This is a genomic window from Bartonella sp. MR168JLCBS, from assembly GCF_042194175.1.
The window spans coordinates 1-827 of sequence record NZ_JBHIMP010000263.1 but is presented as its reverse complement, the minus strand read 5'-3'; the positions used below and the strand labels follow the sequence as shown (position 1 = coordinate 827).

1 pseudogene is annotated in these 827 nt (G+C 39.3%); it reads right to left on the bottom strand.

From position 1 onward, the window contains the following. Window positions 1-827 (bottom strand): annotated as a pseudogene (gene sucA / locus ACFIK8_RS10755) (2-oxoglutarate dehydrogenase E1 component); the annotation flags it as partial.

The following is an 827-nucleotide window of genomic DNA, read 5'->3' as shown; positions in this document are numbered from 1 at the left end:
AGCACGTGTTTTTCCAATAACAACCGGATTAACAATCTCAAGGTGAGATGGATTAGCTAACAACGATAAATGAAGTTTTTTTCCATCAAACTCAAGATCAGCTGAAGTTCCTAAGTGATATTTTACATCACCGGATCCCTCTACATCATCAGGCTTATAAGACCCTCCTTTGAATTCATGAAAAATAGCCTGATGTGGCTTAGCGAGAACTTGTGAAAGGACATTTAAACGACCACGATGAGCCATTCCTAAAACAACTTCCTGCACACCCAAAGTACTCCCATACTTAATAATTTGTTCAAGAGCAGGAATCAGTGCTTCACCACCATCAATGCCAAACCGCTTTGTTCCTTTATATTTTATATCTAAAAACTGTTCAAACCCTTCCGCCTCAATCAGCTTGTTAAGGATAGCTTTCTTTTCTTTCGGTGTGAAAGAAATTCGATTATCTGGTCCTTCAATACGTTCTTGAAGCCATGTTTTTTGAGCAGGATCAGAAATATGCATATACTCCACACCAATTGTTGAACAATAAGTGCGATTAAGAATTTCAAGCATCTGCGGAATAGTTGCATATTCCAACCCTAAAACATTATCAATAAAAATGGAACGCTCATAATCAGCAGAGGTAAAACCGTAAGCTTCTGGAGAGAGTTCTTTGTAATCTTCCAGCTTTTCTGCCAATTGAAGAGGATCGAGCCGTGCATGAAGATGCCCACGTGCTCGAAAAGCATGAATCATCATGAGGGCATGAACAGAATCACGTGTTGCTTGGATAATATCTTGTTTACTAGAAGTCTTTCCCTTTCGTGTAACACCAGTGGCTA